Annotated in this window: 23 protein-coding genes; 13 read left to right on the top strand and 10 right to left on the bottom strand. The window is 65.7% G+C overall.

Features of this window, described 5'->3' with window-relative positions; all coding sequences use genetic code 11:
* Positions 1-55: 55 nt before the first annotated feature.
* Complete coding sequence (locus tag LJD17_RS00825; RefSeq protein ID WP_227381952.1) at positions 56-841, top strand: SDR family NAD(P)-dependent oxidoreductase; 786 nt, start codon at positions 56-58, stop codon at positions 839-841.
* Between the two features lie 29 nt (positions 842-870).
* On the opposite strand, the gene LJD17_RS00820 is transcribed toward LJD17_RS00825, so the two are convergent.
* The 3 genes from LJD17_RS00820 to LJD17_RS00810 form a co-directional block, all read right to left on the bottom strand.
* Positions 871-1,269 carry a GFA family protein gene (locus LJD17_RS00820; RefSeq protein WP_227381951.1) on the bottom strand — a complete coding sequence of 133 codons (399 nt, stop codon included), beginning with the start codon at positions 1,267-1,269 and terminating at the stop codon, positions 871-873.
* A 2-nt stretch (positions 1,270-1,271) separates the two neighbouring features.
* A complete protein-coding gene (locus LJD17_RS00815) occupies positions 1,272-1,574 on the bottom strand; it encodes a 4a-hydroxytetrahydrobiopterin dehydratase (protein ID WP_227381950.1) in 303 nt (100 codons plus the stop codon).
* A 71-nt stretch (positions 1,575-1,645) separates the two neighbouring features.
* On the bottom strand, positions 1,646-2,656 hold the full coding sequence (locus LJD17_RS00810) for a YeiH family protein (RefSeq protein WP_406600743.1): 1,011 nt from the start codon (positions 2,654-2,656) through the stop codon (positions 1,646-1,648).
* 92 nt (positions 2,657-2,748) lie between these two features.
* On the opposite strand from LJD17_RS00810, the gene LJD17_RS00805 reads away from it, so the two are divergent.
* Entirely contained in the window at positions 2,749-3,657 is a 909-nt protein-coding gene (locus LJD17_RS00805) for a LysR substrate-binding domain-containing protein (RefSeq protein ID WP_227381949.1), read from the top strand.
* Here the strand turns inward: LJD17_RS00805 and LJD17_RS00800 are convergent.
* The 4 genes from LJD17_RS00800 to LJD17_RS00785 form a co-directional block, all read right to left on the bottom strand.
* The gene (locus tag LJD17_RS00800; RefSeq protein WP_227381948.1) at positions 3,648-4,241 is read right to left on the bottom strand and encodes a histidine phosphatase family protein; all 594 of its coding nucleotides are present in this window, start codon (positions 4,239-4,241) and stop codon (positions 3,648-3,650) included. The genes LJD17_RS00805 and LJD17_RS00800 overlap by 10 nt on opposite strands.
* A gap of 289 nt (positions 4,242-4,530) precedes the next feature.
* Entirely contained in the window at positions 4,531-5,067 is a 537-nt protein-coding gene (gene thpR, locus LJD17_RS00795) for an RNA 2',3'-cyclic phosphodiesterase (RefSeq protein ID WP_227381947.1), read from the bottom strand.
* A gap of 133 nt (positions 5,068-5,200) precedes the next feature.
* Positions 5,201-6,247, bottom strand: coding sequence for an aldo/keto reductase (locus LJD17_RS00790; RefSeq protein ID WP_227381945.1), 1,047 nt, complete (start codon positions 6,245-6,247; stop codon positions 5,201-5,203).
* A 61-nt stretch (positions 6,248-6,308) separates the two neighbouring features.
* Entirely contained in the window at positions 6,309-7,001 is a 693-nt protein-coding gene (locus tag LJD17_RS00785; RefSeq protein WP_227381943.1) for an arylesterase, read from the bottom strand.
* Positions 7,002-7,101: 100 nt separating this feature from the next.
* On the opposite strand from LJD17_RS00785, the gene LJD17_RS00780 reads away from it, so the two are divergent.
* From LJD17_RS00780 to LJD17_RS00770, 3 genes are all read left to right on the top strand, one after another.
* Positions 7,102-7,788, top strand: a complete 687-nt coding sequence (locus LJD17_RS00780; protein WP_227381941.1) for an ABC transporter ATP-binding protein — start codon at positions 7,102-7,104, stop codon at positions 7,786-7,788.
* 11 nt (positions 7,789-7,799) lie between these two features.
* Positions 7,800-10,385, top strand: a complete 2,586-nt coding sequence (locus LJD17_RS00775) for an ABC transporter permease (protein WP_227381940.1) — start codon at positions 7,800-7,802, stop codon at positions 10,383-10,385.
* Between the two features lie 224 nt (positions 10,386-10,609).
* Positions 10,610-11,392, top strand: coding sequence for a Bax inhibitor-1/YccA family protein (locus LJD17_RS00770; RefSeq protein WP_227381937.1), 783 nt, complete (start codon positions 10,610-10,612; stop codon positions 11,390-11,392).
* A 55-nt stretch (positions 11,393-11,447) separates the two neighbouring features.
* Here the strand turns inward: LJD17_RS00770 and LJD17_RS00765 are convergent, their stop codons facing one another.
* Positions 11,448-12,944 (bottom strand): MFS transporter, encoded by a 1,497-nt coding sequence (locus LJD17_RS00765; RefSeq protein WP_227381935.1) that lies wholly within the window; start codon positions 12,942-12,944, stop codon positions 11,448-11,450.
* A gap of 116 nt (positions 12,945-13,060) precedes the next feature.
* Between LJD17_RS00765 and LJD17_RS00760 the strand changes: the two genes are divergently transcribed.
* The 3 genes from LJD17_RS00760 to LJD17_RS00750 are packed head-to-tail and all read left to right on the top strand — an operon-like array spanning position 13,061 to position 16,081.
* Positions 13,061-14,236: a cystathionine beta-lyase gene (locus LJD17_RS00760; RefSeq protein WP_227381933.1), complete on the top strand. Its 1,176-nt coding sequence runs from the start codon at positions 13,061-13,063 to the stop codon at positions 14,234-14,236.
* A gap of 40 nt (positions 14,237-14,276) precedes the next feature.
* Positions 14,277-14,831, top strand: coding sequence for a GNAT family N-acetyltransferase (locus LJD17_RS00755; protein WP_406600742.1), 555 nt, complete (start codon positions 14,277-14,279; stop codon positions 14,829-14,831).
* 8 nt (positions 14,832-14,839) lie between these two features.
* Positions 14,840-16,081, top strand: a complete 1,242-nt coding sequence (locus LJD17_RS00750) for an MFS transporter (RefSeq protein ID WP_227381931.1) — start codon at positions 14,840-14,842, stop codon at positions 16,079-16,081.
* Positions 16,082-16,106: 25 nt separating this feature from the next.
* Here LJD17_RS00750 and LJD17_RS00745 read toward each other — a convergent pair whose 3' ends face one another.
* Positions 16,107-16,487, bottom strand: coding sequence for a DUF2794 domain-containing protein (locus LJD17_RS00745; protein WP_227381929.1), 381 nt, complete (start codon positions 16,485-16,487; stop codon positions 16,107-16,109).
* 318 nt (positions 16,488-16,805) lie between these two features.
* The gene (locus LJD17_RS00740; RefSeq protein WP_227381927.1) at positions 16,806-17,819 is read right to left on the bottom strand and encodes a zinc-binding alcohol dehydrogenase family protein; all 1,014 of its coding nucleotides are present in this window, start codon (positions 17,817-17,819) and stop codon (positions 16,806-16,808) included.
* A gap of 97 nt (positions 17,820-17,916) precedes the next feature.
* Between LJD17_RS00740 and LJD17_RS00735 the strand changes: the two genes are divergently transcribed.
* From LJD17_RS00735 to LJD17_RS00715, 5 genes are all read left to right on the top strand, one after another.
* On the top strand, positions 17,917-18,273 hold the full coding sequence (locus tag LJD17_RS00735; RefSeq protein WP_227381925.1) for a winged helix-turn-helix transcriptional regulator: 357 nt from the start codon (positions 17,917-17,919) through the stop codon (positions 18,271-18,273).
* 115 nt (positions 18,274-18,388) lie between these two features.
* Positions 18,389-23,224, top strand: coding sequence for an NAD-glutamate dehydrogenase (locus LJD17_RS00730; protein WP_227381923.1), 4,836 nt, complete (start codon positions 18,389-18,391; stop codon positions 23,222-23,224).
* Positions 23,225-23,283: 59 nt separating this feature from the next.
* On the top strand, positions 23,284-24,714 hold the full coding sequence (locus LJD17_RS00725; protein ID WP_227381921.1) for an MFS transporter: 1,431 nt from the start codon (positions 23,284-23,286) through the stop codon (positions 24,712-24,714).
* 82 nt (positions 24,715-24,796) lie between these two features.
* Positions 24,797-25,060: a DUF6356 family protein gene (locus LJD17_RS00720; RefSeq protein ID WP_227381919.1), complete on the top strand. Its 264-nt coding sequence runs from the start codon at positions 24,797-24,799 to the stop codon at positions 25,058-25,060.
* A gap of 96 nt (positions 25,061-25,156) precedes the next feature.
* Positions 25,157-25,648 (top strand): L,D-transpeptidase, encoded by a 492-nt coding sequence (locus LJD17_RS00715; RefSeq protein ID WP_406600741.1) that lies wholly within the window; start codon positions 25,157-25,159, stop codon positions 25,646-25,648.
* Positions 25,649-25,688 lie beyond the last annotated feature (40 nt).

Here is a 25,688-nt window from a genome sequence, read left to right as displayed (position 1 = left end):
TTCCAACCTGGCGAATCTTGGCTTATGACACGCCGCGAAACACAGGAGGAAACGCATGAAGCTCGACAAATTGATGGCAGCCGTCGTCACGGGTGGCGCATCGGGCCTAGGCGGCGCCACGGCGCGCATGCTGGCCGCCGAAGGCGTTAAGGTGGCGATCCTGGACCGGGATGTCGAGCGGGGCGAAGAACACGCCCGCGCGATCGGGGGTTTGTTCTGCGAAGCGGACGTGACGGACGAGGCCTCCATCGATGCGGCGCTGGCAAAGGCCCGCGCGGCCCACGGAGTCGAGCGGATTCTCGTCAATTGCGCGGGAATCGCCCCGGGCAAGCGGACGGTGACGAAAAAGCGTGAGACCGGCGAGCTCATCCCCCACGACGTGGCGAGTTTCCGCCGGGCGATCGAGATCAACCTCATCGGCACCTATGCGATGATCGCCAAATGCGCCGCCGCCATGGCTGGGCTCGAGCCCGTGACGGAGGATGGCGGCCGCGGCGTGATCGTCAGCACCGCGTCGGTCGCCGCCCAGGACGGACAGATCGGCCAGGCGGCTTATGCGGCCTCGAAGGGCGGCGTGCTCGGCCTGACGCTGCCGGTGGCCCGCGACCTGTCGGGTTTCGGCATCCGGGTCATGACGATCATGCCGGGCCTGTTCCATACGCCGCTCTTCGAGGGCATCGCGGAGGATTACCGCAAGGCGCTGGAGGCCAATGTGCCGTTCCCGTCCCGTCTCGGCCGCCCCGAGGAATATGCCCGGCTCGTGCGCAGCATCATCGAGAACGACATGCTCAACGGCGAGGCGATCCGCCTCGACGGCGCCTTGCGCATGCAGCCGAAATAGCGCTTGGCCAACAACGCCGGGCGGCGGCTTCAGCCGTCGCTCCGGTTCTTCTGATAGGCGGTGAGGCCGCCCGTCGCCAGCCAATGTTCCCGGCGCGGCACCCAGGCCTCGTAGGTGGGCCGGAAGGTGCTAGGCTCGTCGAACGCCCCGAGACCGATTTCGATTTCGTCTCCCTCCAGCGAAAACGCCCGCGAGGCGCAGACCGGGCAGAAGCACCGGACGGTTTGTCCCGCCGACCAGCGCTCGAAACGCCCGTCGATCTCCACCTGATCGGCGGAAAAAACCGCAAAGGCGTTGAAGGCGCTGCCGCTCACCTTGCGGCAGGTCATGCAATGGCAAAGTCCCACGCGGCGCGGCTCGCCCGATGCGCGGAAAGTGAGCTGGCCGCAGGCGCAGCCGCCCGCATGGATTGTCTGTTCGGGCTTCATGGTCAGGCCTTCGCGAGGCCGGAAGCGAACAGGTCCATGCGCTGCGCCAGCTCGATGTCGCGGCGGGTGAGCCCGTTGGCGTCATGGGTCGAGAGGGTCACGTCGACCTTGTTGTAGACGTTGAACCATTCCGGATGGTGATTGGCCTTTTCGGCGGCCAGCGCGACCCGGCTCATCCACGCGAAGGCGGCGCCGAAATCGTCGAAGACGAACTGCTTGCGAATGGCGTCCCGCCCTTCCACGAGGCTCCAGCCGTCAAGGCCAGGCAAAAGGTCGGCGCGCTCGGATTGAGACAACGGCTTCATGATCGGATCGACTCACGGATGAACAGGCCATGATCATTGGGCCGCCGCCTCCGGTTTCAAGGGCGGATCGTTCAGGCGACCCCAAGCAGGCGGATCAGGCCGAGACTGATGCCGAGCAGCACGACGAGCGACAGGCACACGGCGAGGGTGACCCGGCCGCCGACACGGCCGAGAACCCGCAGATCCACACCGAGCCCGAGCGCCGCCATCGACACGATGGTCAGGGCCGTTGCGGTCGGCAGCACCAGGCGGAGAACCGCATCGGGCATCGCGCCCGCCGACCGGAGCGCCGCCAGGGCCAGGAAGCCGATGATGAACCAGGGCACCAGCCGCTTGAAGGACAGGCTGGCGGTCCCGGACCGGGTCCCGGCGAAGATAGACAGCATGATCACCACAGGGCCCAGCATGAGAACCCGCACCAGCTTGACGAGGGTGCCGAGCTGGGTGCTGACCATCCCGACCGGCATCGTGGCCGCCAGAACCTGAGGCACCGCATAGACCGTCAGGCCCGCCAGGATGCCGTACTGGGTTTCCGACAATTCGAGCAGCGGCACGAGGAGCGGCAGCGACAGCACCACGATCACCCCGAGGATCGCCGTGAAGGCGATGGAGGACGCGACGTCCTCGCTTTTGGCATCGATCACCGGCGCAACCGCCGCGATGGCGGAATTTCCGCAGATGGAATTGCCGCAGGCCACGAGCACTCCCATCCGCCAGGGCAGGCCCAAAAGCCGACACAGGCCGAAGCTCGCCGCGATGGCGACGATCACCACCAGGGCGATCCCTCCGATCAGGCCGGAGCCGGCCTGCGCCACGGCCTGGAAGCTGATCGAGGCGCCAAGGAGCATGACGGCGATTTCCAGCAGCATCTTGCCGCTGAAGGTGATCCCCGCGTTGAAGCGGGTCGGCGGGGTCCAGAGGGTGCGAATGGCCGTTCCGAGCAGGATCGCGATGACCAGGGCTTCAAGCCAGGCCCGGCCGGTCCAATGCTCCTCCACCACCTGCAATCCGAAGGCGACGAGCCCGATGGCGGCGCAGAGCAGGACGCCGGGGGCATAGCGGGTGAAAGCCTGTGAGGCCACGACGGAAACTCCACGCGAAAATCCCGTTCGTCATGCCTGTGGGCGTGATATAACTCAAAGACATTGTTTTCATAAAAGCATGACTTTCAGTTATGGCCCTGAACCTGCACCTTCTCCGGCTTTTCGAGGCCGTTGCCCGGCATCAAAGCTTCTCGCGCGCCGCCGAGGTCCTGCGTATCAGCCAGCCTGCCGTGTCCAAAGGGGTTCGTGAGCTCGAAGCGCAGCTCGGCAATCCCCTCTTGGAGCGCGGGCCGGGCGGTGTCCGCCTGACCGAGGCCGGGCGGATCCTCTTGATCCATGCGCGCGCGGTCTTCTCCGCGGAGCAGGCGGCCGAGGATGCCCTGGACGCGGTCCGGGGCCTGCGCCGCGGAACCTTGCGCATCGGCGCATCGACGACGGTGGCGACCTATTTTCTGCCTCCCCTTCTCGGCGCCTTCCACCATGCCTCTCCGGACATCGACCTGCGCCTGACCAGCGCCAACACATTCACGGTGGCCGATCTGCTCCTGCGGCGGGAACTCGATATCGCCCTCGTGGAAGGACCCGTCGACGACGCCGATATCCATGTGCGCTCCTGGCGCGATGATGAGCTGGTCTTCGTCGCCGCGACCGGGCATCCGCGCGCCCTCGTTCCCCAGCCTTTGCGCCTCGAAGATCTGCGGGATGACATTCTCGTTATGCGCGAGCCGGGATCCGGAACCCGCGACATCGCCTGGCATGCGCTTCAGCGGGCCAGTTTCACGCCACGGCGCATCCTCGAAGTGAGCGGAAACGAGGCGATCGTGCGCGTCGCGGCGGCCGGCCTCGGCATCGGCGTCGTATCGTCCGCCGTCGTCGCCGACCAGATCGCCCTAGGGCGCTTGTGCCGCCTCGTGATCGAGAATTTCTCCATGAAGCGCACCTTGACCCGCCTTTCCCTGCCGAACCGGCAGCCGAGCCCCGCGACGATCGCCTTCGACCGGCTGCTCGACCGGGCCGCACACCCGGAACATCAGATCTGAAAGCCGTCTTCGATGGTGCGCCAGTCCTGGCGCAGGGTCAGAGAATTGCGGTCGATCACCAGATAACAGCCGCCACCCGGATGGGACGGACGACTTCCCCGGCCGATCTCCACGTGCTGCAGATGGTCGGTCAGAAGACTGCCGACACCGCCATGGGACACGATGACGATGTCGCCCGACGTTTCATCCGCCGCGGCGCGTCGTACCGCCTTCACGATGCGTTCTTGCGCGTCGATGGCGCGCTCCCAGCCGCGAATGCTCTCGTGGGGACGTCCGAAGAACTCGGCCACCACCTCCCAGAATTCCGGCGGCGCGATGTATCCCGTCGCGGAGCGATCGTTCTCCCCCAGATCCGGATCGATCACGACCGGCAGGTTGAGCCGCGATGCGAGAATCGCGGCGCCGTCCTTCGCCTTCTGCTCCGCGCTGGCATAGATCGCCGAAAAAGGCCGTCCCTCAAGCGCTTTCGCAAAAACATCCATCCGCTCACGCCCGATGGTCGACAACGGCCATTCGGGAACAGGCACCTGCGGATCGATGACCACTTCGGGATGCGTGACGAAGATAAGCGAGGTTTGCGTCATGTGGGGTGCGTGTCCGCAGGAGAGATTCAAAGGAGGGAGAATGCGCTGGTGGTCCGGAGGAGACCGTTCCACGGTTCGATCAAACGTGTATGACGGTTTGCATCCTTATCCTGACGCCATCGCAGATCCTTATACAGACCCCTTGTCGTTGCGGAAACCTGTCGCGGACTGAAGCAAAGCGATCGGAGGGGTTCTGTCAATGCAGCATTCCGCATGGACTCGGATGACATCTCCCGTCTCGCGCGGGATGACGGCGTTCGCGGACAGAGCCTCCGCGACCGATCGGCCGCTATCCCAGCGGATAGGCCGCCTCCACCACATAAGGCCCCCCGCCCACCGAAGCCCGCGACGAGAACAGGACGAAGCGTGAGGCCGTGAAGGTGAGCTTCGGGAACGGCGCACGGGCGGCGAAGTAGTCCGCCACATCGAGGGGCGACGCATCGCGCAGACGAGCGAGGGTGACGTGGGGGGTGAACTTGCGCTTTTCCGGCGGAATGCCGATGCGGCGCACGAGCCGTTCCTGTTCCGATTGAAGCTCGCTCATGTCGCGGGACGCGGCTGCCCGGGCGAAGACGACCCGCGGGCGATCCCGTCCGAAAGTATCGAGGCCGTCGATGGTCACGGTGATCGGCTCGCGTCGGCGGCTTTCGCCAAGGACGGAAAACAGATCCCGCGCGGTTTGGTCGTCCACGTCGCCGATGAACCGCAAGGTGATGTGGTAGTTCTCGGGCTCGACCCACCGCGCCCCCGGGAGCCCGCCCCGGTAGGTCGAAAGGGTCTGGCCGATCTCGGAAGGAATTTCGAGGCCTGTGAACAGACGGGGCATCACAAACCTCCCGGACCTGACAGAACCGCCATGAAGGCGAGGGCGCCCGAAGCCGCCCTCGCGGAAGACCAGAATCAGACGATCAACCGGGACATTGGTTCCGCGGATCCGTGCCGGCTGAGATGCGCACGTCCTAGGGACAAGGGTTGCAATGCTCGAGATGGATCGCGTCGATCCGCTGTTCGAGTTCCGGTGTGATCGCGACGTTGATGGACGCGATATCGGTTGTGAGCTGCTCCATGGACGTCGCGCCGATGATGTTCGACGTGACGAAGGGACGCGAGTTCACAAAGGCCAACGCCATCTGCGCGGGATCGAGGCCGAATTCCTTGGCAAGCGCAATGTATTTGCGGATCGCCGGTTCGGCGCCCGGGGTCTCGTAGCGCTGCCCGCGCTTGAACAGGGTAGTGCGCGCGCCCGCCGGGCGGGCCCCATCCAGATACTTGCCGGTCAGGTAGCCTTGCGCCAGGGGCGAATAGGCGAGCAAGCTGACGGTCTCGCGCAGGCTCACCTCCGCGAGGGCGACCTCGTAGGTCCGGTTCAGGAGGTTGTAGGCATTCTGGACCGATTGCACGCGCGGCAGGCCGGACTGCGCATCGGCGGCCTTGAGAAACGTCATGGTGCCCCATGCGCTCTCGTTGGAGAGGCCGAAATGCCGGATCTTTCCGGCTTTCACCAGGTCGCCCATGATCGCCACGGTTTCCTCGATCGAGTGGGAATCGCCGTCCTGATGGCGGTAGACCGTCGGATTGGAGCCCCAGGGCATGGGACGATCCGGCCAATGGATCTGGTACAGGTCGATATAATCCGTCTGAAGCCGCTTGAGGCTCTTGTTCACCGCCTCCTCGATCTGGGCGCGGGAAAGCTCCGCCTTGGAGCCGCCATCACGGAACCAGGTATTGTCCGAACGCCCGACGACCTTGGACGCCAGGATGACCTTGTCGCGCTTTCCCCGGGACTTGAACCAGGAGCCGATGATCCGCTCGGTGGAACCTTGGGTCTCCGGCCGCGGCGGTATCGAATACAGCTCCGCCGTGTCGAAGAAGTTGATGCCCTGGTCGACCGCGTAATCCATCTGGGCGTGGCCTTCGGCTTCGGTGTTCTGCTGGCCCCAGGTCATGGTGCCGAGACAGATGAGGCTGACATCGAGATTCGTGCGGCCGAGGCGGCGATATTGCATAGGCAAGGCTCCTCACGGCAGGAACTGCCGCGTTCAGGCGGGGAAATGGCACCGACGGAGGTCAGCGCTGGGGCAGGGTGGCGAGAAATTTCTCGACGGTGGGCAGGATGCGCGCGACGATGATCTCGATCCCCTTGGCCGTGGGATGCAGGCCGTCTTGGAGATTGAGGCTGGCGTCGCCGGCGACTCCGTCCAGGAAGAAGGGATAGAGCACAAGGCCGTGCTTCTTCGCAATGTCTGGATAAAGGGAATCGAATTTTTGAGCGTAATCGGCCCCCAGGTTGCGGGAGGCATACATGCCGGCGAGCATCACCGGAATGTTGCGCGCCTGAAGGCGCTCGACGATGCTTTCGATGGATTTTCGGGGAATGGCCGGATCGAGCCCGCGCAGCATGTCGTTGGCCCCGAGCTCCACGATGACGCCGTCGGTTCCGTCCGGCACGGACCAGTCGAGGCGGTCGAGGCCGCCCGACGCCGTATCGCCCGAAACCCCGGCATTGGCGACCTGCACGTTGTAGCCCTTGGCCTTCAGGGCGCGCTCCAGGGCGTTCGGGAAGGCGGCTCCCTGCGGAAGGCCATATCCCGCCGTGAGACTGTCCCCGAAGGCCACCAGGCGGATCGGATCGCCCTTGGGATGGCTTTGGGGGGCGTTCTGGGCCTGCGCGCTGGCGGGCGCCACGAGAGCGAGGGCAAGGGCGAGGGCGGCGGCACACGCAAAAATGATCGCCATGAGCGGGCCGGGTTGGCGCTTCATCGTTCGGCTTCCCATATGGTTCAGACGTGAATCGGATTGCACCTGGCCTTTGCCGGCCGGGTCCGTCAGTGGTGTTTCCCAAAAGATCGGGTGAGCAGGCATGCAGGACAAGGCCATTGCGCTGCAGGATGTGGATTTGAGCCTGGGGCGCGGCGCCGCGCGGGTCCACATCCTCAAGGGCATTTCCCTGGAGATCGGCCGCGGCGAGGCGGTGGGTCTGGTCGGCCCGTCCGGCTCCGGAAAGTCGACCCTCTTGATGACGATGGCGGGCCTCGAGCAGCCGGATTCCGGCAAGGTGCTGGTGGACGGCACCGATCTCGCGGCCCTCGACGAGGACGGGCTGGCGCGCTTTCGCGGGCGACGGATCGGAATCGTGTTCCAGTCCTTCCATCTGATCCCGACCATGACGGCGCTGGAGAACGTGGCGCTGCCCCTGGAACTCGCCGGCGAGACGGACGCCTTCGCGCGGGCGGAGGCCGAGCTGAAGGCCGTGGGCCTGGGCCATCGCCTCCAGCATTATCCGGCGCAGCTGTCGGGCGGGGAGCAGCAGCGGGTGGCGATCGCCCGGGCGATCGTGCCCAATCCGGCCATTCTGGTGGCCGATGAGCCGACCGGCAATCTGGATGAGAATACCGGTCAGGCGATCATCGACCTGCTGTTCGCCCTGAAGCGGGACCGGGGCGCGACCCTGGTGCTCGTCACGCACGATCTCAACCTGGCCGGCCTATGCGACCGGACCGTGCGCCTGCGCTCGGGCCGTATCGATGCCGATACGGTCGCGGCATAGGGGCGCCTCACATGCACGGCACCCTGTCCACTCCCGGAAAGAAGCCTCGCGGCGCGGCCTTTCCGCCCTTGATCCTTCGCTTGGCCCTGCGCGAGTTGCGGGCCGGCCTGCGCGGCTTCGGGATCTTTCTCGCCTGCATCGCGCTCGGCGTTGCGGCCATCGCCGGCGTGTCGTCCCTGTCCCGCTCCCTGACCGAGGGCATTTCCCGCGAGGGGCGCCGGATTCTCGGTGGCGACATGGCCTTCTCGCTTCTGCAGCGGGAAGCGAGCGACCGGGAGCGGGCCTACCTCATGTCGAAGGGCTCCGTCGCATCCGTCGCCACCATGCGGGCCATGGCCATCGCGGGCGACAAGGGCTCGGCTCTGGTGGAGCTGAAGGCCGTGGACGGGGCCTATCCCACCGTCGGCAGCCTCGAAACCGATCCGCCCGTGCCGACGACCGATCTCTTCGCCCTTCGCGACGGCGCCTATGGGGCGGCGGTGGATTCCGCCCTGCTGGCCCGCCTCGACCTGAAGGTCGGCGATCGCATCAAGGTGGGTGAGGCCGCCATCGATCTGCGCGCGAGCCTCGTGTCCGAACCGGACAAGATCGCCAACGGCATCGGTTTCGGGCCGAGGCTCCTGGTGTCGCAGGACGCCCTGAAAGCCACGGGTCTCGTCCAGCCCGGCAGCCTGGTCCGCTGGACCTATCGGGTCATCGTGCCTCCCGCCCAGTCCACCGACCTGGGCTTGGCGGCCATCGCGGAGGATGCGAAGCGCGTCCTGCCGGAGGCGGGCTGGGACATTCGCGACCGGGTGAACGCCGATCCGCGCTTTGCCCGCAACATCGAGCGCTTCACCCAGTTCCTGACCCTGGTCGGTCTCACGGCCTTGCTGGTCGGCGGGGTCGGTGTGGCGAATGCGGTCCGCGGCTTCATCGACCGCAAGCGGGCCTCCATCGCCACCCTGAAAAGTCTTGGCGCCCCCGGCGGCCAGGTGGTTGTTCTTTATCTTACCCAGGTGCTGCTGATCGCAGCGATCGGCATCCTGATCGGGCTCGTGGTCGGCGGCGCACTGCCGTTCCTGGTCACGGGTCTTTTCGGCCACCTCCTGCCGATCCCGATCCAGCCGACCCTTGCGGGAACCGAGCTCGGCATCGCCCTGCTCTATGGAATTCTCACGGCGCTCGTGTTTGCGCTCCTGCCGCTCGGTCGGGCGCACGACATTCCCGTCTCGGGCCTGTTCCGGGACCAGATCGAGCCGGAGCGGCGCTGGCCCCGCCGCCGCTATATCCTGGCGCTCGGCATTGCTCTCGCGGCTCTCGTGGGCCTTTCGGTCATTGCAGCCTACGACCGGCGCATCGCCTTCATGTTCATCGCGGCGGCCACGGCTTCCTTCGTCCTGTTGCGCTTCGTGGCTCTCGGGATCATGGCGCTTGCCCGCCGCTTGCCGCGTCCGCATCGCACCGCGCCGCGCCTGGCGCTTGCCAATATTCATCGCCCCGGCGCCCTGACGCCGTCCCTGGTTCTGTCCCTCGGTCTCGGAATCACCCTCCTGGTGACCCTTGCGCTCATCGACTCGAACCTCACGCGCCAGCTCCGGCAGACCTTGCCGGAACATGCCCCGAGCTTCTTCTTCCTCGACATTCCAAACGCCCAGGCGGATGCCTTCGAGAGCTTCCTCAAGCAGCAGGCGCCGGATGCCTCCATGGAACGGGTGCCGATGATGCGCGGCCGGCTCGTGACCCTGCGCGGGGTGCCGGTTTCGGAGATCAAGGCCAGCGAAGACGTTTCCTGGGTCCTCGACGGCGACCGGGGCATCACCTACGCCCGAACGCCTCCCGAAGGGTCGCAGCTGGTGGCCGGATCCTGGTGGCCGGAGGACTATCGGGGCAAGCCTCTCGTGTCCTTCGATGCGAAGATCGCCGAGGGGCTCGGACTCAAGCTCGGCGACGAGGTGACGGTCAATGTCCTCGGGCGCAACCTGACCGCTACCATCGCCAACCTCCGGCAGGTGGAATGGCGTTCGCTCGGCATCAATTTCGTCATGGTGTTTTCCCCCAACACCTTCGCGGGGGCGCCCCATACGCATCTGGCGACTGTCACCTTTCCCGACGGCTCGGATGCGGCCACCGATGCACGCCTGCTCCGCAGCGCCGCGCTGACCTATCCGATGGTGACCAGCATCCGGGTGAAGGATGCGCTCGAGGCCGTCGACGATGTGGTGTCGCAGCTCGTGATGGCGATCCGGGGCGCAAGCTCCATCGCGCTCATCGCCAGCCTTCTGGTTCTCGCCGGAGCCCTCGCGGCCGGGCACCGGGCGAGGCTCTACGATGCAGTAGTCCTAAAGACCCTCGGGGCGACCCGGGGACGCCTCGTCCTCGCCTATGCGCTGGAATACGGATTTCTGGGCGCCGCGACGGCAATTTTCGGGTTGCTGGCCGGAAGCCTGGCGGCCTACCTCATCACCACCCGCGTGATGAATTTAAGCTTTGTTCCCGATCTTTCAGGGGCGATTCTCGCATCTCTCCTGGCTGTTTTGGTGAGTGTATGTCTAGGGCTGCTCGGGACATGGCGGATCCTGAGTCAAAAGCCTGCACTATACTTGAGAGATCTTTAACGTCCCGTGCCGGTATAAAAGTACGCTTACGGGCCTCATGGGTGTAGCCTGGACGGCTAAACTTCACTGTTCTTCATCACGAAGCGTTGAAGCTTGACGTTGCCCCTTGCAGAAGCGGGGGCAACCTCTCATATTCTGGCTGTCGCCGGAGAATGCGGCGACCGAGGGCTGACTTCCCAGCCTTTCGAGGGAACATCAACGGGACACCGTGAGAAAGGGCTCCGATGCAACCGTATGAGCAAAACCAATACGCCTCTGGCACCGGCTTTGCCCGGACGGCCGCACAGGTCGACCAAGGCCTGCGCGCCTTCATGCTCGGCGTCTACAACAACATGATTCTGGGCCTTGCCATCTCGGCCCTGGTCGCGCTTGGGATCAACATGCTCGCCACCACGAGCGACCCGTCCATGGCTGCCGCCCGGATGGGCAGCGTCTATGTGACCGAGTTCGGCCGCGTGCTGTACGGCTCGCCGCTCAAGTGGGTTGTGGCGCTGGCGCCTCTGGCATTCATCTTCCTGTTCTCGTTCCGCATGGACCGGATGTCGGCAGCTGCCGCGCGCGGCACCTTCTTCGCCTTCGCGGCGGTGATGGGCGCTTCGCTCTCGACGCTGCTCATCGTGTACACCGGGGCGAGCGTCGTGCAGGTGTTCTTCATCACGGCGGCCGCCTTCGGCGCGCTGTCCCTGTGGGGCTACACCACGAACCGCAGCCTGTCCGGCATGGGATCGTTCCTGATCATGGGCCTGGTCGGACTGCTCCTCGCATCGCTGGTGAACCTGTTTCTCGCATCGAGCGCGCTGCAGTTCGGCATTTCCCTCATCGGCGTCCTGATCTTCGCAGGCCTCACCGCCTACGATACGCAGAAGCTGAAGGAGATGTATCTCTACGGCAACTACGACAGCGAGGCGGCTGCGAAGGTTTCGGTGTTCGGCGCGCTGCAGCTCTACCTGGACTTCATCAACATGTTCCAGTTCCTGCTGGCGCTGCTGGGCAACCGCAACAACTAAGCACCCGGAACAACTGTTCTTTGGAGCCCCGGCCCGTAAAGGCCGGGGCTTTTCTTTATCGGGTCCGCCGTGGGCCGCTCGCCGCCGTGGCCCGGTAGCCGAACCAGGCGCTCAGGACGGCCGCGCCGGCACAAATCAGCGTCACGGCCCTGAAGCCGCCGATCATGGCCTCGGCATAAAGACCGGGGGCCACGTCATCGAGCCCGGAAGGCGGCGCTCCGAAGGTCGCCTGGGCAAAGAGGTCTGCCGCCGCAGGCCCGGCGGAGGCGGCGCTCTGCCGGAAGCCGAGGGTCGCCACGACACCCAGGCCCGCGACCGCCAGCAGGCCGGCCACGCGCGAGACGGCATTGTTGATGCCGGAGGCAACGCCGACGCGGTCGTCCGGTACGGCGTTCATCACCGTGGTCGAGAGGGGAGCCACCGTGATCCCCATGCCGGTTCCCATCAGGATCATCACCGGCACGATGGCGAGCCAGTAATCTCCACTCGCCATCGCCGGCGCCAGGAGTCCGAAGCTCAGGCCGGTGACTGCCGGTCCCGCAGTCAAAAGCATCCTGACGCCGAAGCGGTCGGCCAGCATGCCGCCAAGCCGGGACAGAACCGCCATGACGATCGTGAACGGCAGAAACACCGATCCGGCCTTCGCGGCCGAATAGCCATGAGCCTCGATCAGGACGGTCGGCAAGAAGAACAGGGCGCCGCTCATGGCGAAGTACAGCAGCAAGGTCAGGACGTTCACTCCCGCGAAGGCGCGCACGTGGAACAGATCAAGGGGCATCATCGGGGCGGCGGCGCGGGATTCGTGGATGATGAAAGCGGCCAGCAGGCCCAACCCTGCGAGACTGCTCGCGACGGCGATGCCGCGGTCGGCTCCCGCCTCGCCGAGCGCCGTCAGGCCGTAGGCCAGGCAACCCAGGCCCGCCACCGCCAGAACCGAGCCCACGACATCCATGGGCGCATCGATCCCCGAAAGGCTCTCCGGAACGCGTGTCGCGCAGAGCCAGAACGCCAGCGCCGCCAGGGGCAGGTTGATCCAGAAAATCGCCTGCCAGGGGCCGATATCGATGAGCCATCCTCCCAGGATCGGCCCCAGCGCAGCCGCGATGCCGGAAGCGGCCGCCCAGGTGCCGATGGCCCGGCCGCGCTCGCCCTGCGAGAAATGAGCGCTGATCAACGCAAGGGATCCCGGAACGAGGAGCGCGCCGCCGATCCCCTGGACTGCTCTCGCGACGATCAGGATCTCGACGGTTCCCGACAGGCCGCACGCCAGCGAAGCAGCGCCGAAGACCGCGATGCCGATCATGAAAATGCGTTTCAGCCCGTACGTATCCCCGGCCGCACCGCCCAGCAGGAGAAAGGCCGAGAGGGTCAGCGCATAGGCGTTCGTCACCCACTGCATCTCGGCCAGCGACGCGTGCAGGCTCTCGCGCATCCGCGGAATCGCGACGGTGACGATCGCGCCGTCGGCGAACACCATGCTGGAAGCGAGGATCGCGCTCCACACGACGAACGACTTCGATGATCTGATCGTGCCGGAAACCGTCTGTTCCACCCGCGCCCATCCCGTTCGACCGCATGCTAGGACACGGGGCAGGCCAGCACTAGGCTCGTCTTCCGTCTCCTCGGATCTATGTCCGTTTCTCGCCTTCATCGCGTGCGGGAGATTTCATGACAAGCTGGAGAACAACGCTCATCCACCCGGGGGTCGCCGCGCCCGAGGGCTTTCACTCGCTTGTCAGCCCGACCTATCGGGGCTCGACGACCCTGTTCCGGTCGGCTGCGGATGTGCAGGACACATGGCGCCAGGAAGAACTGGCCTACAGCTATGGGCTCTACGGGACACCGACCACTCTTGAGCTTGCCGCGCGCATCGGAGAACTTGAGCGGGCCCGTCATACCCTGCTGACACCCGGCGGGCAGGCCGCCATCGCGCTGATCTATCTCGCGTTCGCCCGGAGCGGCGATCACGTCCTGGTGCCGGACAGCATCTATGGGCCCAACCGCGCCCTCGCGGACGGGCTTCTCGCCTCGCTCGGAATCGATGTCACTTATTATGATCCCCTGATCGGCCAGGACGTCGAAGCGCTGCTGCGGCCGAACACGCGGCTCATCTGGTGCGAAAGTCCGGGATCCGTCACCATGGAGGTGCAGGATGTTCCGGCCATCGCGGCCGTCGCGCGTCGCCACGGCATCGTCGTGGCGCTCGACAACACCTATGCGGCGGGCATTCTGTTTGACGCCTTCGCTCATGGCGTCGACGTATCGATGCAGGCTTTGACGAAATACGTGGGTGGGCACAGCGACCTGCTGCTGGGCTCGGTCAGCGTGCGGGAGGAAAGCCACTACACGGCCCTCGGCAAGATCCATCAACTCCTTGGGATGGCCGTCTCCCCCGACGATGGCAGCCTTGCTCTCCGGGGCCTTCAGACCCTGGGTGTCCGGCTGGACCAGCTCGAGCGCGGGACCCTGGCCGTCGCACGCTGGCTCGGCGAGCAGCGGCACATCCAGACCGTGCTGCATCCCGCGCTTCCGTCCTGTCCGGGCCATGAGAACTGGGCGCGGGATTTCACCGGATCGGCCAGCGTCTTCTCGGTTGTTTTCGCTTCTCATCTTTCGAAGGACAGCCTGATCGGCCTTATCGACCGGCTCCGGCTCTTCAAGATCGGCTACAGCTGGGGCGGCGTCACGAGCCTGGCGGTCCCGTACTTCGACGCGGTGCGCCAGGTCCGGTCCTATGGCGGGCGCCTCGTGCGCTTCAACATCGGCCTCGAGGATCCGTCCGATCTGATTGCCGATCTCGAGCAGGCTTTTGCCGCCTTGGGAGGCGAAATGCTCCGAAAATGAGCGTGATTCCCGCGCCGAGTCGGTTCCCCACGAGCCGCGAATGTCATACGCAGCATGGATGAGCATTCTGGTCCGTCCCTCCCTGTCCCTGGATCTTCCGGCCATCACGGCCATCTATGCTCATGCGGTGACGCACGGCACGGCCTCCTTCGAGCTGACGCCGCCGGACGAGCGGGAGATGACGCGGCGGCGTGCCGCGCTGGTCGGGGATGATTATCCGTATCTCGTGGCCGAACGGGACGGAGACATTCTCGGCTATGCCTATGCGGGCCCCTACCGTCCCCGGCCGGCCTATCGCTCCACCGTTGAAGACTCGATCTACGTGGCGCCCGCCGCACAGGGGATCGGCGTCGGTCGGCGGCTTCTGTCGGCTTTGATCGCGGAGAGCGAGACCCGTGATTTCCGGCTCATGGTGGCGGTGATCGGGGATGAGGAGTCGCACGGGTCGATCCGGCTCCATGCAAGTCTCGGCTTCGAGCCGGCCGGCATCTTCAAGGGCATCGGATACAAGCATGGGCGATGGCTCTCGACCGTGCTCATGCAGAGGAGGCTCGGCCCCGGCATGGCGGAGCCGCCGACGCGCCCGCTTCCTTAAGTGCCGTCATGATCCGTCTTCTGAGAGCCTTTGGCGGCCCACTGCGCCACAATCCCGACTTCATGAAGCTGTGGGCGGCCCAAAGCCTCTCCGCGGTGGGCACCCGGTTTTCCCGGGAGGGGCTTCCGATGATCGCCGCCCTGCTTCTTCATGCGACGGCACTCGACCTTGGCCTGCTGGTCGCCTTGAGCATGCTGCCCGGCGTTCTGCTCAGTCCCTTCGCCGGAGCCTGGATCGACCGGACACGCCGCCGGCGGGTGCTCATCCTCGCGGATCTGGTGCGCGCCGTCGCCCTCGCAACCCTGCCCCTGGCGGCCTGGTTCGGCGCTGTTACGATCGGACAGGTCATCGCCGTGGCGACCGTCGTGGCCCTGTTCTCGATGCTCTTCCAGACGGCGGACAACGCCTACCTGCCCACAGTGGTCGATCAGGAACATCTGCTTGAGGGGAACGCGAAGCTCGCGACCACCGACGCGGTGGCGGAAATCGCCGGGCCTGCGATGGCGGGTGTCTTCATTCAGCTCCTGACCGCTCCCATCGCCGTGCTCTTCGATGCCGTGTCCTATCTTTGGTCGGCTGCGCTTCTGGGCTCGATCCGCCGGAAGGAGCCACCGCTCGTGACGGGAGACAGGCCCCCTGATCTCTGGCGCGAGACATCCGAGGGGCTGCGCTTCGTTTTCGCCCATCCGGTGCTTCGGCCCGTCACCTTATGCCTCGCGACGCTGATGTTCTTCCTGTCGTTCTTTGCTCCGCTCTACGTGCTTTATGCGGTGCAGGAACTCGGCCTGCCGCCGGGGCTTCTCGGCCTTGTCGTCGCCCTCGGGGGAATGAGCGCCCTCGTGGGCGCACACATGGCATCGGCGGCGGCCAGGCGAATTCCCCTGCGCCGCCTTCTGATCGGGACGCTTCTCGGCTACGGCCTCGTGCTTGCTTTCATTCCCCTGGCGCAGGGACCTGTCTGGCTGGCCGTCCTGCTGCTCTGCATTCCGCAGTTGCTCGGCGACGGTTTGTCGGTCGTGTTCTTCACCACCGTCACGGCTCTGCGCCAGAAAGTCACGCCGGATGCCTTGCGCGGACGGGAGGGTGGAACCTTCCATCTCCTGACAGGCGGACTCGGGCTCGTGGCGGCTCTGGTCGCGGGACTGGCGGCGGATCGGATCGGGATCAGGCCCGTGCTCGGCTTCGCGGTGGCCGGCGTCATCGCGTCGAGCCTCTGGCTCCTGGCCCTGCCGAGGGACGACGAACTCTAGCGCGATGGGATCGCGGCGGGGGCCGCTACGAGACGATTTTGAGGGGCTTGTCGAGAACACGCAGGACCGCGGCAAGCTCATGCCCGCGTTTCAGGATCAGGCCGGAGGAGACGATCACCGAATAGGCTCCCTGCTTGCGGGCCAGCTTCGGCGCCTTCTCGATCCGGTACAGAGGCATTTCGGACGTGCGGCGGAAGACCGAAAACACGGCCTTGTCGCTCAGAAAGTCGATCGCATAGTCGCGCCACTCCCCCTCGGCGACCTTGCGGCCGTAGAGATTGAGAATGGTCTGTAATTCGCGGCGATCGAACGAGACTTTCTTGGAAGCGGCAGGAAAGGGCAGTACATGGCCCGAAGGAGAGGCCAGGCCGCCCCGAAGCGGCTCTGCGAAATCACCCTCGCTCATACATCCTCCGGTAAACGATGTTCGTTAGCCAGATGATGGGTCCGTCCGGCGGCAGGCGCAACCCCGGTGCGACCGCTTCTCTCACGGCTTCGTCAACCTAATCTTATTTTTGCCGCATTCGTGCCGCGCCTCAGCCCTAGTAGGGGACGATAACTAGGCTGTTGCCTCGATGGCCCGGTCCGTCGGCCGCCCTGGACACGTCAGCCCCCCAGCCCCCGGGGAAGTCGGTGGACCGGGCCTCATTTACATCGAGAGCAAAAAGCCGCCTGCTCAGGGCGGCTTTCTTTTGCGGGACGGCGCCGTCCTGCTGCCGTGATCTCAGAACCCTTCCAGAACGATCTTGCCCCGCGCCTTGCCGCTTTCGATGAACGCATGGGCGCGCTTGAGATTGGCCGCATTGATCGGCCCGAAGGTCTCGGCGAGAGTCGTGCGGATCGTGCCTGCGTCCACCAGCCGCGCCACCTCGTTGAGGATCGTGTGCTGGCGGTCCATGTCGGCCGTCTGGAACACCGAACGGGTGAACATGGATTCCCAGTGCAGCGACACGCTCTTGCGCTTGAGCAGGGTCACGTCGATCCGCTCCGGATCGTCGATGAGGCCGAGCCGGCCCTGGGGGGCGATCAGGTCGGCGATCGCCGGGAAATGACGATCAGTCTGGGTAATCGCGAACACAAAAGCCGGGGCCCCCGTCCCAAGGTCGCGAATCTGCTCGGGAAGCGGGCGCGCGTGATCGATCACGTGATGGGCCCCCAGCTCCTTGGCCCAGGCCTGGGTTTCCGGCCGTGAGGCGGTGGCGATCACGGTCACGTCCGTCAGCCGCCGCGCGAGCTGGATGGCGATGGACCCGACCCCGCCCGCAGCACCGATGATCAGAAGGGCGGGGGCTGAGCCCGGTACGGGCTTCGTGATGTCGATCCGGTCGAAGAGGGTTTCCCACGCCGTCAGCGAGGTGAGGGGAAGGGCGGCCGCCTGGGCAAAGCCGACGGTCTTCGGCTTATGGCCGACCAGTCTCTCATCCACCACATGGAACTCGGAATTGGTGCCGGGGCGGGCGATCGATCCGGCATAGAACACCTCGTCCCCCGGCTTGAAGTGGCTCACGTGCGATCCGACTTCGCGCACGATGCCCGCCGCGTCGAAGCCGAGAACCCGCGCCGTGCCGGGCTCCGGCGCGACCTTGGAGCGGACCTTCATGTCGACGGGATTGACCGATACCGCCTTGATCTCCACCAGGAGGTCGCGGCCCTGCGCCTGCGGCTTCGGGAGGTCGAGGTCGATCAGGGAGGATTCGGCGTCGATGGGAAGGGGTTCACGATAGGCAACGGCACGCATGGTTGATCTCCTGGCTTGCATAAGCCAAGGTGTGCCATACGCATCATTGGCGCAAGAACGCACATTCCGTGCACATAGTGTCGAAAAGGATACCGTGATGGCCGATCCCGCCCATAAGGACGCTCCGTGCATGCCCTGTTCGGTCGAAGCCACGCTCAACCTGATCGACGGCAAATGGAAGATCGTGATCCTTTACAAGCTGCTGAAGGGAACGCTGCGGTTCAACGAGATCCGGCGCCTGCTTCCGGGCGTGACGCAGAGGATGCTGACGAACCAGTTGCGGGAGCTCGAGGCGGACGGTCTCATCACCCGCACGGTCTATGCGCAGGTCCCGCCCCGGGTGGAGTACAATCTCTCGGAGCTCGGCCGCAGCCTTGAGCCGATTCTGATGGCGATGAAAGCCTGGGGCGATGCGAATCTGAATCGGTCGTTGCCGGCGGCCGAGGCAGCCTAAACGGTCGTTTGTGCCGGCAAGAGCCGGGTTGCGTGTGCAGAAGGGCAGGCTTTAGTTGCGCGCCCTGCGCGACTGTGGCAACGCTGCCGCAACGATCATAAGCGAGGATGCGCGCATGAAGCTGGATCCATCCACCAGCGGAGGCGACCTGACGGCTCAAGCCGTCGCCGTGCTCGAGACCGGGCACAGGGACGTGCCCCCCACTTTCCTGCATGTGCTGTTCGGTCGGGTGCCGCCGGAAGACCTTGCGTCCTATTCGCCCCAGGCGCTCGCCGAGCTGGCCGTGGAGGCCTATGAGCACCTCAAGGATCCTCGTCCGGAAACCGGGGCGGATGTCCGGCTGATCGACCTGGAGGTCGAGCGCGAGGGACGCCGCCGCGACGTGACGATTCTCGAGATCGTCAACGACAACATGCCGTTCCTGCTCGATTCGGCTTTGGCAGACCTCGTGGACGAGGGCTACGAGCCCCTCCTGGTCGCCCATCCGATCCTGGCCGTGGAGCGCGATGCGAACGGAGCCCTCGTTCGCCTTCTCGGCGAGGCGACGTCCCAGGCGCAACTCGGCGTGAAGCGGGAAAGCTTCATCCATATCCACCTGCCCCGGATCGACAGCGCGGAGGAGCGCGAGCGGCTGGTCGAGGCCATGCGGCGGGTCTTCAAGGACGTCGCCCTGGCGGTTCACGATTGGCCGGGCATGCGTGCCCGGGTGACGGAGATCGTTCAGAACTACCGGCTCCATCCGCCGCCGCTGCCCGAGGACGAGCTGAAGGAAGCCGTCGCTTTTCTGGACTGGATCGCACAAGACAATTTCACGTTCCTGGGACTACGCGAGTACCGCCTGCCGTCCGGCGATACGGCGGCGGATCCCGTTGAAGGATCCGGCCTCGGTCTCCTGCGCGATCCGACCGTGAAGGTGTTGCGCCGGGGGCGGGAGCTCGTGGTCATGACGCCCGAGATCCGTGACTTTCTGGCGCTGCCGAAGGCCCTCATCATCACCAAGGCGAACGTCAAGTCGCGCGTCCACCGCCGGGCGCATCTCGATTACATCGGCGTGAAGCTCTTCGACGGAGCAGGGCGCCTGCAGGGCGAGTTGCGGATCGTCGGCCTCTTCACCGCGAGCGCCTACACGAACACGACAGGGGAAGTGCCGTATCTGCGCCACAAGGTGGCGAAGATCGCGGCGCGCGCCGGTTTCGATCCGTCGAGCTATTCGGGCCGTTCGCTCCTGAACGTCTTGGAAAACTATCCGCGCGACGAGCTCTTCCAGATCGACGAGGACACGCTCTACCGCTTCGCCCTCGACATCATGAGCCTGTCCGAGCGGCCGCGCATTCGCGCCCTCGCGAGACCCGACCAGTTCGACCGCTTCGTGTCCGTCCTGGTCTATGTTCCCAAGGACCGTTACGACACGGATATCCGGCGTCGCATCGGCGAGTTCCTGGCCGGCGTTTACGAAGGGCGCCTGTCCGCCTCCTATCCGGCCTATCCGGAAGGTCCGCTCGCCCGCACCCACTACATCATCGGCCGTGACGAGGGCGAGACGCCGAAGGTCTCCCGTGAAATCCTCGAATCCGGCATTGCCGGGATCGTGCGGACCTGGAGCGACGCGCTGCGCGACCAGCTCGACGACACGATCGGCGGCGCGCGGGCACGCGGGCTTGCGGGACGCTATGCCCATGCGTTCAGCGCCGCGTACCGCGAGGCGTTCGGGGCCGAACAGGCCATTGCCGACATCGCGATCCTGGAACAGCTCTCGGAAGCACGCCCGCGCGCGGTCGATCTTTATCGCCGCGAGGGTGACGAGGAGACCCGGGTCCATCTCAAGGTCTTTTCGCGGGCAACCGCGCTGCCGCTCTCGGAACGCGTGCCGCTCCTCGAAAATCTCGGCTTCCGGGTCGTGAACGAGAGGACCTACCGGGTCATCGCCTCGGGCGTCAGCGGCATGGACCGCGTCTGGCTCCATGACATGACCCTGGAGCGCGCGTCCGGCGGCCCCATTGCCATCGACGAGATCCAGGATCTCATCGAGGCGGCGCTGCTGGCCCTGTTCCGCGGACTTGCGGAATCCGACGCTTTCAACCGCCTCGTGCTCGAGGCCGGGCTCGGCTGGCGCGATGTCGCCATGGTGCGGGCCCTCGGCCGGTATCTGCGCCAGATCCGCATTCCCTATGCGCAGGATTATCTCGCCGAAACCCTGGCGCGCCATAGCGCCATCGCCGTGAAGCTGGTCGAGCTGTTCTATGCCCGCTTCGATCCGCGCATCGAGGGTGTGGAAGAACGCGCCGCGGCCGAGACGAATCTCCGCGCCGAAATCGAGGAGCTGCTCAAGAACGTCACGAGCCTGGACGACGACCGGATCCTGCGTCGCTTCATCAATCTCGTCGAGGCGGCGGTTCGGACCAACTTCTTCCAGCTCGAAGGCAACGGACTTCCGCGGCAGACCATCGCGCTCAAGTTCGAGTGCGCGAAGGTCGAGGGCTTGCCCCTGCCCAAGCCGCTTTACGAGATCTTCGTTTACTCGCCACGGGTCGAGGGCGTGCATCTGCGCTTCGGCAAGGTGGCGCGCGGCGGACTTCGCTGGTCGGACCGGCCCCAGGATTTCCGGACGGAAGTCCTCGGCCTCGTCAAGGCGCAGCAGGTCAAGAATGCGGTCATCGTTCCGGTCGGCGCGAAGGGCGGCTTCGTGCCGAAGCAATTGCCGCCGGCGAGCGACCGGCAGGCCTGGATCGCCGAAGGCACGGAAAGCTACCGCATCTTCGTGCGCACCCTGCTTCAGCTGACCGACAACATCGAAGGCGACCACGTGGTCCCACCGGCCGAGACCGTGCGGCATGACGGGAACGATCCCTATCTCGTGGTGGCCGCCGACAAGGGCACCGCGACCTTCTCGGATACGGCCAACGAGCTTTCGGCCGAGAAGCATCACTGGCTCGGCGATGCCTTCGCGTCCGGCGGCAGCCAGGGCTACGACCACAAGAAGATGGGCATTACGGCGCGCGGCGCCTGGGAAGCGGTCAAGCGCCACTTCCGCGAGATGGACGTGGACATCCAGTCCCAGCCGGTCACGGTGGCTGGCGTCGGCGACATGTCGGGTGACGTGTTCGGCAACGGGATGCTGTTGTCGCGGGCTCTCAAGCTGGTTGCCGCCTTCGATCACCGGGACATCTTCCTCGATCCGGACCCGGATCCGGAGGTTTCCTTCAAGGAGCGCGAGCGCCTGTTCAATCTGCCCCGGTCGAGCTGGCAGGATTACGACAAGAGCCTGATCTCCAAGGGCGGCGGCGTGTTCCCGCGCAGCGCGAAGTCGATTCCGCTGTCGGAGGAGATCCGCGCCGTTTTGGGCATCGACAAGGCGCAGGCGGCCCCGAGCGAGGTGATGAGCGCCATCCTGAGGGCTCCGGTCGGCTTGCTCTGGTTCGGCGGCATCGGCACCTATATCCGCGCTTCGACCGAAACGGACGAGCAGGTGGGCGACCGCGCCAACGACGCGATCCGCATCACCGGCCCGGAAGTCAGAGCGCAGGTGATCGGGGAGGGCGCCAATCTCGGCATGACCCAGCGCGGGCGCATCGAGGCGGCCCGCTCGGGCGTTCGCCTCAACACGGATGCGATCGACAATTCCGCGGGCGTCAACACGTCCGACGTGGAGGTGAACATCAAGATCGCGCTCACCGTTCCGGAGCGCGACGGACGCCTGAGCGCGGAGGCGCGCAACGAGCTGCTCGTCGATATGACGGACGAGGTCGCCAAGCTGGTGCTGCGCAACAATTACCTGCAGACCCTGGCGTTGTCCCTTTCGGAGCGCCGCAGCGCCGGCGACATGGGTTTTGCGCGCCGTCTCATGCACATGCTCGAAGCGCAAGGCCGCCTCGACCGCAACGTCGAGTATCTTCCCGACGACAATACGCTGACGGAGCGTGCACGGCGCGGGGAAGGGCTCACGCGGCCCGAGATCGCGGTGCTTCTCGCCTATGCGAAACTCTCGCTTCACGACGAGCTTCTCGAAAGCACGGTGCCGGACGATCCGTATCTGGGGAAGGAGCTCGAGCGCTACTTCCCCGTGGAGATGCGCGAGCGTTTCCCCGATGCGATCGAAACCCATCGCCTGCGCCGCGAAATCATTGCCACGCAGCTCGCCAACGCCATCATCAACCGCGGCGGTCCGACCATGGTCGCCCGCCTGGTCGATCAGACCGGCGCCGACGCCCCGACCATTGCGGCCGCCTACGCGGCAACGCGGGACTCGTTCGGCCTCACCGAACTCAACGCGGCCATCGATGCTCTCGATGGGGTGGTTCCCGGCGCGCTGCAGCTGCGGCTTTACGGTGAATTGCAGGACCTGCTCATGAGCCGGATCGTGTGGTTCATCCGCAATGTGGATTTCACGAGCACCTCCCTCGATGCCGTGATCGGGACCTATGCGGACGGCATTGCCGAGATCGAGCGCGGCCTTCGCGAAACCCTCTCCCAGGAAGCGCTGGATGTGTGGGATGCCCGCACGCAGGCGCTCGTGGAGCAGGGAACCCCGGAGGATCTGGCGCGCCGCCTCGGGGCTCTGCCGGATCTGGTTGCGGCGCCCGATATCGTGCTGACCGCTCAGAAGACCGGGAAATCCGTCACGGATATCGCCAAGACCCATTTTGCTCTCGAAGGCGTGTTTCGTCTGGGTTCGCTCATCGGCGCCGCGCGCGAGATCGGCGTCAGCGATTACTTCGATCGCCTGGCCCTGGACCGGGCCGTCGACAGCATCGCGTCGGCCCATCGCAATCTCACGGCCGAGGTGGCGGCGCAGGATATCTCGGGACCGGAGGCGGTTCAGGTCTGGAGCGAGAAGCGGGGCGCCGACGTCACGCGGATCCGCAATGCGGTGGATAGTATCGTCCTGTCGGGCCTGACCCTGTCGAAGGTCACCGTGGCGGCAAGCCTTCTGGGCGATCTGGCGCGAGCCTAGGGCCGATCTTGGCGCGAAAGCCCTCGCGCGGCGGGGGCAAGAGGCTCTAAGGAGATTCCATGACCGATCATCACGATGTCCTGGAATCCCTTCCGCCGGCGAGCCCGCCACCCGTGGCCAGCAAGGCCGAAAGGCCCGGCGGATTCGCTTCCCGACCCGCCATCATCGGCTGGCTCCTGTTCGATTGGGCGTGCCAGCCCTTCTTCACCCTCGTCACCACGTTCGTCTTCGCACCCTTTTTCGCCGCCGCTCTGGCGCCGGATCCCGTCACGGGACAAAGCCTCTGGGGCTACGCGACCGCGTGCGCGGGCCTCATCTTGGCGGTGTTGTCGCCGGTGCTCGGATCCATCGCCGATGCCACGGGACCGAAGAAACCCTGGATCGCGGCCTGCGGCGGCGTGTTGTTCGCGTCGTCTTTCGCTCTCTGGTTCGCCGTTCCGGGCGCATCCTACGCGATCCCCATCGCCCTTGTCGGCTTCGGGATCGGAACGGTCGCCGTGGAGGTGGCCGCCGTCTTCAACAATGCCATGATTCCCCATCTGGTCCCGCCGGAGCGTTTCGGGCGCCTGTCGGGCACCGGTTGGGCCATCGGCTATCTGGGCGGGCTCGTTTCCCTCCTCATCGTGCTGGGTTTCCTCGCGGCCAATGGGGAAACGGGCAGAACCATCATCGGCGCCGCGCCGCTGTTCGGGCTGGATCCTGCGACCCGTGAGGGGGACCGCATCACGGGGCCGTTCTCGGCCTTATGGTTTCTGGTGTTCATCCTCCCGCTCTTCTTCTTCACTCCCGACATCGCCCGCTCGTCCCTCAGCGTGAAGGATGCGGTCGCCAAGGGGCTCGCCCAGGTCCGCACCACCATCGCCGATGCGCGACGGCACGAGAGCGTCGGGCGTTTTCTCCTTGCCAACATGGTGTACCAGGACGCGCTCGTAGCCCTTTTCGCCTTTGGGGGAATCTATGGAGCGGGCGTGTTCGGCTGGCAGGCGACGGAGCTCGGCATCTTCGGCATCATGCTGACCGTCACCGGGACGCTGGGGGCGCTGATCGGCGGCCGCCTGGACGACCGGTTCGGAGCAAAGCCGGTGATCCTGGGCGCCATCGCGGTTCTGTGCCTCGTCTGCCTCGGTGTGCTGTCGCTCGGTCCCGATCACGTGCTGTTCGTGATCGCGACGGCCCCGGCGCAGCCCGATGACGGTCTTTACGGCAGCGCCCCTGAAAAGGCCTTCCTGGCGCTCGGCCTGATGATCGGCGCCGTCGCGGGCCCGCTTCAGGCATCCTCCCGCAGCCTTCTGGCCCGTCTGGTCCCGGCCCATGAAGCCGGCCGCTATTTCGGCCTGCTGGCGCTGTCCGGGAAGGTCACGTCCTTCCTGGCCCCTCTGATGGTCGCGATCGCAACGGGCCTCTTCCAGACCCAGGCGGCGGGGCCCGCCGTGCTGATCCTGTTCTTCCTTGCCGGCGGAATCCTCGTCGCCGGCGTGAAGCGGGCCTGAGTAGTCCTTTAGCGGCAATCCTCGAAAGCTTGAGCCGGCGGATGCATGCCATTACGATAGGGGCCGTTGAAGGAGGCGATCCATGTCCTTGAAGACTCTGTTCACCGAGCACCCCGACTCGGTCGGCGAAACCTATTTCGAGCATATGGGCGTTGCTCTCAGCTTCGCCTGGCCGCTTCTCGGAGCGGGTCTGGCGGCCCTCGTTCACGCCTTTCTGCCCTTCCTGTGCGTGACCACGGCCAGCCGCGTCGTCAAGCAGCTCTACGCCCGCATGACGAACCGCACGCCCCGACCGGCGCAGCATGGAGCCGGGGATCGCATGCTCGCCTGGGACCCGGTGATCTGACGGGCGCCGCGGCTCCGATTCTGGAACCGCCACGGTTCTTTCCGCGTCTCACTCCTGCGCAGCTTGCGGCGGGAGGATCGGGATATGGGAAGGAGCATGGCCATCGTGGCCGCCATGGTGGGAGCGCTGGGTATCGGGTCGACCGCCAGCGCCCGTGACGTCGTGCCGTTTCCCGGGTCGGTGTCGCCCGGCACCATCCTGATCCGGACCGGCGAGCGTCAGCTCTACTACGTGCGCGGCGACGGCACGGCGCTGCGCTACCGGGTGGCGGTCGGCAAGCCCGGCAAGCAATGGTTCGGCGAGGCGTGGATCGACGGGAAATACGTCAAGCCCGCCTGGTCGCCACCGGACGAGGTGAAGCGCGACAATCCTCGCCTGCCCCAAGTCATTCCGGGCGGTTCGCCCAGCAACCCCATGGGCGCCCGTGCCCTGACCCTCGACAGGGACGAATACGCCATTCACGGCACCAACCGCCCGTCCTCCATCGGGACCTACGCCTCCTATGGCTGCATCCGCATGCTCAACGAGGATATCGTCGATCTCTACGAGCACGTCTCGGTTGGAACGAGGGTCATCGTCGAGCGGTAGACTTGGCCATTGGCCGGTGCTTCAGCCTGCGCTAGAGTAC

The organism is Microvirga rosea (assembly GCF_020595095.1).
In the GTDB taxonomy this organism is placed as follows: domain Bacteria; phylum Pseudomonadota; class Alphaproteobacteria; order Rhizobiales; family Beijerinckiaceae; genus Microvirga; species Microvirga rosea.
The sequence above is the reverse complement of the archived record's forward strand: the minus strand, read 5'-3'. Positions and strand labels throughout refer to the sequence as shown.

Excerpts from the sequence above, each read along its gene's own strand:
- LJD17_RS00825 (WP_227381952.1), top strand. The coding sequence starts at position 56 with ATGAAGCTCGACAAATTGATGGCAGCCGTCGTCACGGGTGGCGCATCG.
- LJD17_RS00820 (WP_227381951.1), bottom strand. The coding sequence starts at position 1,269 with ATGAAGCCCGAACAGACAATCCATGCGGGCGGCTGCGCCTGCGGCCAG.
- LJD17_RS00815 (WP_227381950.1), bottom strand. The coding sequence starts at position 1,574 with ATGAAGCCGTTGTCTCAATCCGAGCGCGCCGACCTTTTGCCTGGCCTT.
- LJD17_RS00805 (WP_227381949.1), top strand. The coding sequence starts at position 2,749 with ATGGCCCTGAACCTGCACCTTCTCCGGCTTTTCGAGGCCGTTGCCCGG.
- LJD17_RS00800 (WP_227381948.1), bottom strand. The coding sequence starts at position 4,241 with ATGACGCAAACCTCGCTTATCTTCGTCACGCATCCCGAAGTGGTCATC.
- thpR (WP_227381947.1), bottom strand. The coding sequence starts at position 5,067 with ATGCCCCGTCTGTTCACAGGCCTCGAAATTCCTTCCGAGATCGGCCAG.
- LJD17_RS00790 (WP_227381945.1), bottom strand. The coding sequence starts at position 6,247 with ATGCAATATCGCCGCCTCGGCCGCACGAATCTCGATGTCAGCCTCATC.
- LJD17_RS00785 (WP_227381943.1), bottom strand. The coding sequence starts at position 7,001 with ATGAAGCGCCAACCCGGCCCGCTCATGGCGATCATTTTTGCGTGTGCC.
- LJD17_RS00780 (WP_227381941.1), top strand. The coding sequence starts at position 7,102 with ATGCAGGACAAGGCCATTGCGCTGCAGGATGTGGATTTGAGCCTGGGG.
- LJD17_RS00775 (WP_227381940.1), top strand. The coding sequence starts at position 7,800 with ATGCACGGCACCCTGTCCACTCCCGGAAAGAAGCCTCGCGGCGCGGCC.
- LJD17_RS00770 (WP_227381937.1), top strand. The coding sequence starts at position 10,610 with ATGCAACCGTATGAGCAAAACCAATACGCCTCTGGCACCGGCTTTGCC.
- LJD17_RS00760 (WP_227381933.1), top strand. The coding sequence starts at position 13,061 with ATGACAAGCTGGAGAACAACGCTCATCCACCCGGGGGTCGCCGCGCCC.
- LJD17_RS00755 (WP_406600742.1), top strand. The coding sequence starts at position 14,277 with ATGTCATACGCAGCATGGATGAGCATTCTGGTCCGTCCCTCCCTGTCC.
- LJD17_RS00750 (WP_227381931.1), top strand. The coding sequence starts at position 14,840 with ATGATCCGTCTTCTGAGAGCCTTTGGCGGCCCACTGCGCCACAATCCC.
- LJD17_RS00745 (WP_227381929.1), bottom strand. The coding sequence starts at position 16,487 with ATGAGCGAGGGTGATTTCGCAGAGCCGCTTCGGGGCGGCCTGGCCTCT.
- LJD17_RS00740 (WP_227381927.1), bottom strand. The coding sequence starts at position 17,819 with ATGCGTGCCGTTGCCTATCGTGAACCCCTTCCCATCGACGCCGAATCC.
- LJD17_RS00735 (WP_227381925.1), top strand. The coding sequence starts at position 17,917 with ATGGCCGATCCCGCCCATAAGGACGCTCCGTGCATGCCCTGTTCGGTC.
- LJD17_RS00730 (WP_227381923.1), top strand. The coding sequence starts at position 18,389 with ATGAAGCTGGATCCATCCACCAGCGGAGGCGACCTGACGGCTCAAGCC.
- LJD17_RS00725 (WP_227381921.1), top strand. The coding sequence starts at position 23,284 with ATGACCGATCATCACGATGTCCTGGAATCCCTTCCGCCGGCGAGCCCG.
- LJD17_RS00720 (WP_227381919.1), top strand. The coding sequence starts at position 24,797 with ATGTCCTTGAAGACTCTGTTCACCGAGCACCCCGACTCGGTCGGCGAA.
- LJD17_RS00715 (WP_406600741.1), top strand. The coding sequence starts at position 25,157 with ATGGCCATCGTGGCCGCCATGGTGGGAGCGCTGGGTATCGGGTCGACC.